The organism is Janthinobacterium sp. KBS0711, from assembly GCF_000988085.1.
Taxonomy (GTDB): domain Bacteria; phylum Pseudomonadota; class Gammaproteobacteria; order Burkholderiales; family Burkholderiaceae_D; genus Janthinobacterium; species Janthinobacterium lividum_E.
In genome coordinates this window covers 186,818-193,541 of sequence record NZ_LBCO01000006.1, presented here as the reverse complement: position 1 = coordinate 193,541, position 6,724 = coordinate 186,818, and the positions used below count along the sequence as shown (strand labels likewise).

Sequence of the window (6,724 nt, the reverse complement as noted above, 5' to 3'; positions counted from 1 at the left end):
CGCTATCGACAAAGCGTTGTGTTTGTCAGCTGCGAAGAAGGAAGAGTATGAAGCGTTTGCAGCATTTCGTCAACCTTCTTTTGCTCCCCGTTTTTACTCTGCAACACCATGTTTTGTGTGCGTCGTTTTGCGAGGAGGCGAATCATATCAAAGACCGTCGAAGTTTGGCAAGCGCTTTTCCAGGAAAGCGTGCATGCCTTCTTTTTGCGCCGGCGTACCGAAGGCGGCCTGGAACAAACGGCGCTCGTAGGCGACGCCATCGGTCAAGGTGGTTTCAAAGGCGCGGTTGACGCAATCCTTGATCATCATGGCAACCGAGGTCGGCATGGCGGCGATGCTCTTGGCGGCGGCGAGGGTTTCTTCCAGCAATTTATCGGCCGGCACCACGCGCGACACGAGGCCGATGCGTTCCGCCTCGGCGGCATCGATGGTGCGCGCCGTCAGCAGCAGGTCCATGGCCTTGGCCTTGCCGATGGCGCGCGGCAGACGCTGCGTGCCACCCGCGCCTGGCGTGACGCCAACCTTGATTTCCGGCTGGCCGAACTTGGCGCTGTCAGCGGCGATCAGGAAATCGCACATCATGGCCAGTTCACAGCCGCCACCGAGCGCATAGCCGGCCACAGCGCCCACCACCGGTTTGCGCACGCGCAAGATATGCTCCCAGTTGCGGCTGATGTAGCCCTGGGTATAGGTGTCTGGATAGGTATAGTCGGCCATGGCGGCGATATCGGCACCGGCGGCAAACGCTTTTTCGCTGCCCGTGAGCACGATGCAGCCGATATTGTCATCCGCATCGAACTTCAGCAAGGCGTCGCCCAGCTCATTCATCATGTTCTCATTCAAGGCATTCAGCGCCTTGGGGCGGTTCAGGCGGATGACCGCCACTTTGTCCTGGATGTCGATGATCAGGTCTTCGTATTGCATAGTGTCTCCTCTCGATGAACGGTGCAACGATTGTAGCGGCTAACGGCAACGGCGCGGCAGGTGCGCTGCTATTATTGTGAGCCCGATCTTTTTTATCGAGCAGCATATTTTCTCTCCCCTCTTCCGGTATTGCGCCCGTTACCTGCGCGGCGACGGCAGCGCCGCCAGCGTCAATTTCCGCCGCCTGTGGTTCAGCAATGGCCTCAATTGCTTCGGCGCCCAGATCACCTCGCTGGCCCTGCCCCTGTGCGCGGTGCTCTTGCTGCATGCGACGCCGGAACAGATGGGCGTGCTGGTCGCGCTGCAGGCGCTGCCGTTCGCCCTCTTCGGCTTGCCTGTCGGCGTACTGCTGGACCGGCGCAGCAAGCATCCGATCATGCTGTTCAGCGAAAGCATGTCCGGCCTGGCCCTGGCCAGCGTGGCCGTGGCCTACTGGTGCGGCGTGCTGTCGATGCCATGGTTATATATAGTGGGCTTCATCATCGGCACGGGCTTCGTCGTCGGTGGCGGCGCCGAACAGGTGTTTCTGACTTTCCTCGTGGGCCGCGATGGCTTGATTGATGCGCAGTCAAAATTTGCCGCCACCGAATCAGCTTCGCGCCTGATCGGTCCCGGCCTGGCCGGCGTGCTGGTGCAAGTGCTGTCGGCGCCCGTCGCCATCCTGTGCACGGCCTGCGGCTATCTGGTTTCCGTTTTCAATCTGCGCGCCATGAGCGTGCGCGACCCGCGTCCCGCACCGTCCGACAAGCACGCCTTGCGCGACATCGCCGACGGCTTGCTGTTCGTCTGGCGCGAGCCGCTGCTGCGCGCGCTGGCCTGGGGCGCCGGCATCTGGCACTTCCTGTTTTACGCCAGCATGGCCTTGACGGTGCTGTTCGCCACACGCGACCTGGGCATGAGCCCTGGCGTGCTGGGCATGACGCAGATGCTGGGCGGCGCCGGCGTGCTGCTCAGCGCCTTCATCGTCAAACCGTTGACGAAGCGCTATGGCGCCGGCCGCACCATCCTGATCGGCCTGGCATCGACTTCGCTCTGCTTTGCCCTGACGCCAACGATACCCGCCGCGCTGTTCGGCAGCGCAGCGGCCAGCGCCGTGGCTTATGCCATCTTGATGTTCTTTTTCGATTGCGGCGTGATGCTGTTCTTTATCCCCTACCTGGGCTTGCGCCAGAAAGTCACGCCCGACCCCATGCTGGGCCGCATGACGTCGACCATGCGCTTCCTGACGGTGGCGACGGCGCCGCTGGGCGCGCTGGCCGCCGGCTGGGTAGCGGAACATTTTGGCGTACGCAATGGCCTGGCTTGCATCGCGGCAGGCAGCATTGCGCTGACGGTGGCCATGGTGTGGGGCACGCCGCTGCGTAGCGTGCGCACCTGAAGCGATGAACGGGAATACACTGGCGAAAGATTGCCTTGGCGACACTATTCACGCCAAAGCCTGTGAGGTTTGATTTACATCAAGGTTTTAATTGATGTAAATCCATAAGCTGTCTTACATCACTTGAGGAGCACGCTATGTTTAACACCATCTTATTTCCCACCGACGGCTCGCCGTTGTCCGACAAGGCCGCCGAGACCGCCCTCGCCTTCGCCCAATTGAACAAGGCCAAGCTGGTCGCCATCAGCGTGGTGCAGCCGTTCCCGTTCTCGCCGATGGCGGACGGCGGCATCGTGCTCGACGCCAGCCTGTATGAACAGCAGATGCAGGAAGCGTCGCAACGCGCGATCGACAAGATCGGCGCAGCGGCAAGCGCCGCCGGCGTGCCGTTTGAAGGCGTGGTCGCCGTGTCGCCAAGCCCGCACGATGAAATCGTCAATGCGGCGCAAACCTACCATTGCGACATCATCCTGATGGCCTCGCACGGCCGCAAGGGTTTGAACAAACTGTTCGTGGGCAGCGAAACGCAAAAAGTGCTGGCCCACACTCAATTGCCAGTGATGGTCCTGCGCTAAGCGACACCACGAACTGCCCGGCGCCGCGAGAATCTCAGCGCGCCGGCGCCTGCTTCGGCAACAGCACCCACACGGCGCCGCTCTGCTTCATGCGGCCCGCATTCTCGGCCGCTTCCGCGCCAAAACCAAAGAAGTAATCGACACGGATAGGCCCGCGAATGGCGCCGCCCGTATCCTGCGCCATCACCAGACGCTGCATGGGAATCTCGCTATTGGCTTGCGTGGTGGCCAAAAACACGGGCGCACCCAGCGGCAAAAAGCGCGAATCGATGGCCACCGAGCGCTGCGGCGTCAGCGGCACGCCCAACGCGCCCTTCGGCCCCACTTTCGGATCAGGCAAGCGCTCTTCCTTAAAGAACACATAGCTGGGATTGGCGTTGAACAATTCATCCTTGCGCGTAGGATGGCCGGCGATCCACGCCTTGATGCCCTGCGCGGACGCCTGGCTCAGGGTCAGCTCGCCCTTGTCGACCAGGTAGCGGCCGATCGATTTGTAGGGATGGCCATTTTGATCCGCGTATGCCACGCGCACGGTTTCCTGCGTATCGGTCAGCTGCACGCGCCCGGATCCCTGCACTTGCAGGAAGAAGGCTTCGACTTCGTCATCCACCCACAGCAATTCCTTGCCCGTGACGGACGTGGCGCGCTCGATGTCGGCACGGGTAGCGTACGGCACCACCTTCTTGCCGACCAGCTTGCCACGCAAGCGCATGTTCTTCAGTTCCGGATACACGCCGGCCAGGTCGACGGTGACCAGGTCGTCGGGCACCTTGTACAGCGGCGTCTGGTATGGACCGCCCCGCTTGCGCGCGCCGTGCAACAGCGGCTCGTAATAACCCGTCACCAAGCCGGTGCTGGCGCCATCGGCCGTGATGACTTGATTGGGCACAAAGAAGGTCTCGAAAAACAGGCGGATGGCCTTGTCGCTGTCGGCATTCACCTGGCGCGCGATCGTGCACGACTCCTTCCAGTCCGGCCGTTTGACCAGCACGCCGCACGAGGCCATGAACGCTGGCCAGGCGGCGCGCATGTCGTCGCGGGCCCAGCCAGGCAAGGCGGCAAACTTGGCGGGCACGAAGGTGGGGGCTGCCGCATCCGTGACATCCTTGGCGTCGGCCGGCTTGGCCGGAACCGGCTTGACGACAGTCGGGGCAATCGCCGGCGCCTTGCCAGTCGCGGCGACTGGCTCTGCCGGCGGCGTAGTACAGGCGGACAGGACAAGCGCGACGGCGCCGACTGAAACGGGTAGACTACCGCGTGTCAACAGACGGCGGGTAAATACTAAGCTGCGGGTAAATAACATAGGGGTGCGTATGTGGATCTTGATGATAGAGGCGCTGGTAGCGTTCTTCTTGCTGGCATTTATAGTCTGGTGGACCATGTATTCGGGTAAAAAACCCGCACCGCCTGCACGCAAGCAGCTCGGCGAAGAACAGGACAGCACCGAAAAACTGAAGTAAGGGGGCGCAAGCCCCCGCGTTGCATCAATGCAGGGTGCGCGGCACGGACAGCACGAACTCGGGAATCGGCGCTTCGAACTGATGGCCATCTTCGGCCACGCAGAAATACTCGCCGTGCATCGAGCCTTGCGGCGTGCCCAGCATGGTGCCGCTCGTGTATTCGAACTGCTCGCCCGGCTGCAGCAGCGGCTGGTGACCGACGGCGCCCAGGCCGCGCACCTCTTCCACCTTGTTGTTCGCATCCGTGATGACCCAGTGGCGCGAAATCAGCTGCGCGCCAGCCGTGCCCGTGTTGACGACGCGGATCGTGTAGCTGAACACGTGCCGCCCCTGGTCCGGTGCCGATTGCTCGGGCAGGTATTGCGTCTTGACCGTTACCGTAAATTCATAAGTCGCCATCATCATTCCTATTCAGACATTGCCAGTCGTATTGTGTGTCGCGCGCGACGCATAGACCATCGCGCGATGCGTATTCTGTGTTTCATCGTGCTTCAATAAGGCATGGTAGCGGCGTCAAGCGTAAAATAGCGCATCTTCGCATTTTCTATCCTTTGGCTACTCCACCATGACTACATTCCGTATCGCTCCCAGCATCCTGTCCGCCGACTTTGCCCGCCTGGGCGAGGAAGTGCGCAACGTCGTTACCGCCGGCGCCGACATCATCCACTTCGACGTGATGGATAACCATTATGTGCCGAACCTGACCATCGGCCCGCTGGTGTGCGAAGCGATCCGCCCGCACGTGCAAGTGCCCATCGACGTGCACCTGATGGTCAAGCCTGTCGATCGCATTATCCCGGATTTCGCCAAGGCTGGCGCGAACATCATCACCTTTCATCCGGAAGCGTCGGATCACGTCGACCGTTCCTTGCAACTGATCCGCGACAATGGCTGCAAATCGGGCCTGGTATTCAACCCGGGCACGCCGCTGCACTACCTGGAACACGTGATGGACAAGATCGACATCATCCTGATCATGTCCGTCAATCCAGGCTTCGGCGGCCAGTCCTTCATTCCGCACGCGCTGAAGAAAATCGCCGAAGCGCGCCGCATGATCGACGAATCGGGCCGTGACATCATGCTGGAAGTCGACGGCGGCATCAAGATCGACAACATCGCCGCTGCCGCCGCCGCCGGCGCCGACACCTTTGTCGCCGGTTCGGCCATCTTCGGCAAGCCCGACTACAAAGCCGTCATCGACGCCATGCGCGCCGAGCTGGCAGCCGTCAAGGGCGCCTGATGCAAGCGGGCACGGTGAAAGACCACGTACTGGCCGGCGTGCGCGCCGCCATCATCGACCTCGATGGCACGATGCTCGACACCGTGCCCGATTTCCATGTCGCCATCAACGGCATGCGCGCCGAGCTGGACCTGGCGCCCATCAGCGCCGACGCCATCAAGCTGATGGTCGGCAAGGGCTCGGAAAACCTGATCCGCACCGTGCTGGCGCTCGACTTCGATGCGGCCGGCGTGGAACAGCGTTTCGAGCAGGCGATGGACGGCTACCAGCGCCACTACCTGGCCATCAATGGCCAGTTCAGCACCCTGTATCCGGATGTGGAAGCGGGGCTGGCGGCAATGAAGGCAGCGGGCTTGCGCCTCGCCTGCGTGACCAACAAGCCAATCGCCTTCGCCCTGCCCCTGCTGAAGCAGAAGAAACTCGATGGGTATTTCGAGATCGTCTACGGCGGCGATTCGCTGCCCAGGAAAAAACCGGACCCGATGCCGCTGCTGCAAGTGTGCGCGGACTTCGACCTGGCGCCCGCCAAAGTGGTGGCCATCGGCGACTCATCGAACGACGCGCAAGCGGCCCGGGCTGCGGCTTGCCCCGTATTGACGGTACCGTATGGCTACAACCACGGACACTCTATACACGATACCGATTCCGATGGTATAGTAAATACGCTGCTCGAAGCGGCAGATTTTATTAGCATGCACAACAGACCAGCATACTGACCAAACCCAACACCATATCGTGAACACGTTTCTCATCAAAAAACACAATGTCACCCAAACCGGCTCGATTGAGGCCTGGCTTTGGCGACGCTGGCAATCCTGGCAGGCCTAAGGGCCGAGCCGTGTAAGATTGCTGCCGGCTGCACGCGCGCATTTGCGTACCGTATGCACCGGCAGGTTTTTTGATAACCCACCGCAGGGCTAGTGCATCGTGCACATGCGTACCCTGGCGGCATGGAGAGACACATGACCGAACTCGAATTCAAATCGCTGGGCCAGCAAGGCTACAACCGCATCCCCCTGATCGCGGAAGCCTTCGCCGACCTGGAAACCCCGCTCACGCTGTACCTGAAACTGGCGCAGACCCAGCAAGGCGGCAAGAATACCTTCTTGCTCGAATCCGTCGTCGGCGGCGAACGCTTCGGCCGCTA

Annotated in this window: 8 protein-coding genes and 1 pseudogene; 6 read left to right on the top strand and 3 right to left on the bottom strand. The window is 61.4% G+C overall.

What is annotated here, in order from left to right:
• Nucleotides 1-147: 147 nt before the first annotated feature.
• Nucleotides 148-924 carry an enoyl-CoA hydratase gene (locus VM94_RS03780; protein ID WP_046682238.1) on the bottom strand — a complete coding sequence of 259 codons (777 nt, stop codon included), beginning with the start codon at nucleotides 922-924 and terminating at the stop codon, nucleotides 148-150.
• A gap of 76 nt (nucleotides 925-1,000) precedes the next feature.
• Between VM94_RS03780 and VM94_RS03775 the strand changes: the two genes are divergently transcribed.
• Entirely contained in the window at nucleotides 1,001-2,302 is a 1,302-nt protein-coding gene (locus tag VM94_RS03775; RefSeq protein ID WP_052755500.1) for an MFS transporter, read from the top strand.
• 137 nt (nucleotides 2,303-2,439) lie between these two features.
• Nucleotides 2,440-2,877 carry a universal stress protein gene (locus VM94_RS03770; protein ID WP_046682237.1) on the top strand — a complete coding sequence of 146 codons (438 nt, stop codon included), beginning with the start codon at nucleotides 2,440-2,442 and terminating at the stop codon, nucleotides 2,875-2,877.
• Nucleotides 2,878-2,911: 34 nt separating this feature from the next.
• On the opposite strand, the gene mltA is transcribed toward VM94_RS03770, so the two are convergent.
• Complete coding sequence (gene mltA, locus VM94_RS03765) at nucleotides 2,912-4,141, bottom strand: murein transglycosylase A (RefSeq protein ID WP_313902961.1); 1,230 nt, start codon at nucleotides 4,139-4,141, stop codon at nucleotides 2,912-2,914.
• Between the two features lie 49 nt (nucleotides 4,142-4,190).
• Between mltA and VM94_RS28675 the strand changes: the two genes are divergently transcribed.
• Nucleotides 4,191-4,337 (top strand): hypothetical protein, encoded by a 147-nt coding sequence (locus VM94_RS28675; RefSeq protein WP_165829277.1) that lies wholly within the window; start codon nucleotides 4,191-4,193, stop codon nucleotides 4,335-4,337.
• A gap of 24 nt (nucleotides 4,338-4,361) precedes the next feature.
• Here the strand turns inward: VM94_RS28675 and apaG are convergent, their stop codons facing one another.
• Nucleotides 4,362-4,736, bottom strand: a complete 375-nt coding sequence (apaG, locus tag VM94_RS03760) for a Co2+/Mg2+ efflux protein ApaG (RefSeq protein WP_034753698.1) — start codon at nucleotides 4,734-4,736, stop codon at nucleotides 4,362-4,364.
• Between the two features lie 166 nt (nucleotides 4,737-4,902).
• Between apaG and rpe the strand changes: the two genes are divergently transcribed.
• From rpe to VM94_RS28825, 3 genes and pseudogenes are all read left to right on the top strand, one after another.
• Complete coding sequence (gene rpe, locus VM94_RS03755; protein ID WP_046682236.1) at nucleotides 4,903-5,577, top strand: ribulose-phosphate 3-epimerase; 675 nt, start codon at nucleotides 4,903-4,905, stop codon at nucleotides 5,575-5,577.
• Nucleotides 5,577-6,293: a phosphoglycolate phosphatase gene (locus VM94_RS03750; RefSeq protein WP_046682235.1), complete on the top strand. Its 717-nt coding sequence runs from the start codon at nucleotides 5,577-5,579 to the stop codon at nucleotides 6,291-6,293. The genes rpe and VM94_RS03750 overlap by 1 nt, the downstream gene beginning before the upstream one ends.
• Before the next feature lie 246 nt (nucleotides 6,294-6,539).
• A pseudogene (locus tag VM94_RS28825) lies at nucleotides 6,540-6,724 on the top strand (anthranilate synthase component I); the annotation flags it as partial.

What these genes read in the sequence shown, in the direction of transcription:
- VM94_RS03770 (WP_046682237.1), top strand. Translation starts at nt 2,440, where the DNA reads ATGTTTAACACCATCTTATTTCCCACCGACGGCTCGCCGTTGTCCGAC.
- VM94_RS03750 (WP_046682235.1), top strand. Translation starts at nt 5,577, where the DNA reads ATGCAAGCGGGCACGGTGAAAGACCACGTACTGGCCGGCGTGCGCGCC.
- rpe (WP_046682236.1), top strand. Translation starts at nt 4,903, where the DNA reads ATGACTACATTCCGTATCGCTCCCAGCATCCTGTCCGCCGACTTTGCC.
- VM94_RS28675 (WP_165829277.1), top strand. Translation starts at nt 4,191, where the DNA reads ATGTGGATCTTGATGATAGAGGCGCTGGTAGCGTTCTTCTTGCTGGCA.
- VM94_RS03780 (WP_046682238.1), bottom strand. Translation starts at nt 924, where the DNA reads ATGCAATACGAAGACCTGATCATCGACATCCAGGACAAAGTGGCGGTC.
- apaG (WP_034753698.1), bottom strand. Translation starts at nt 4,736, where the DNA reads ATGGCGACTTATGAATTTACGGTAACGGTCAAGACGCAATACCTGCCC.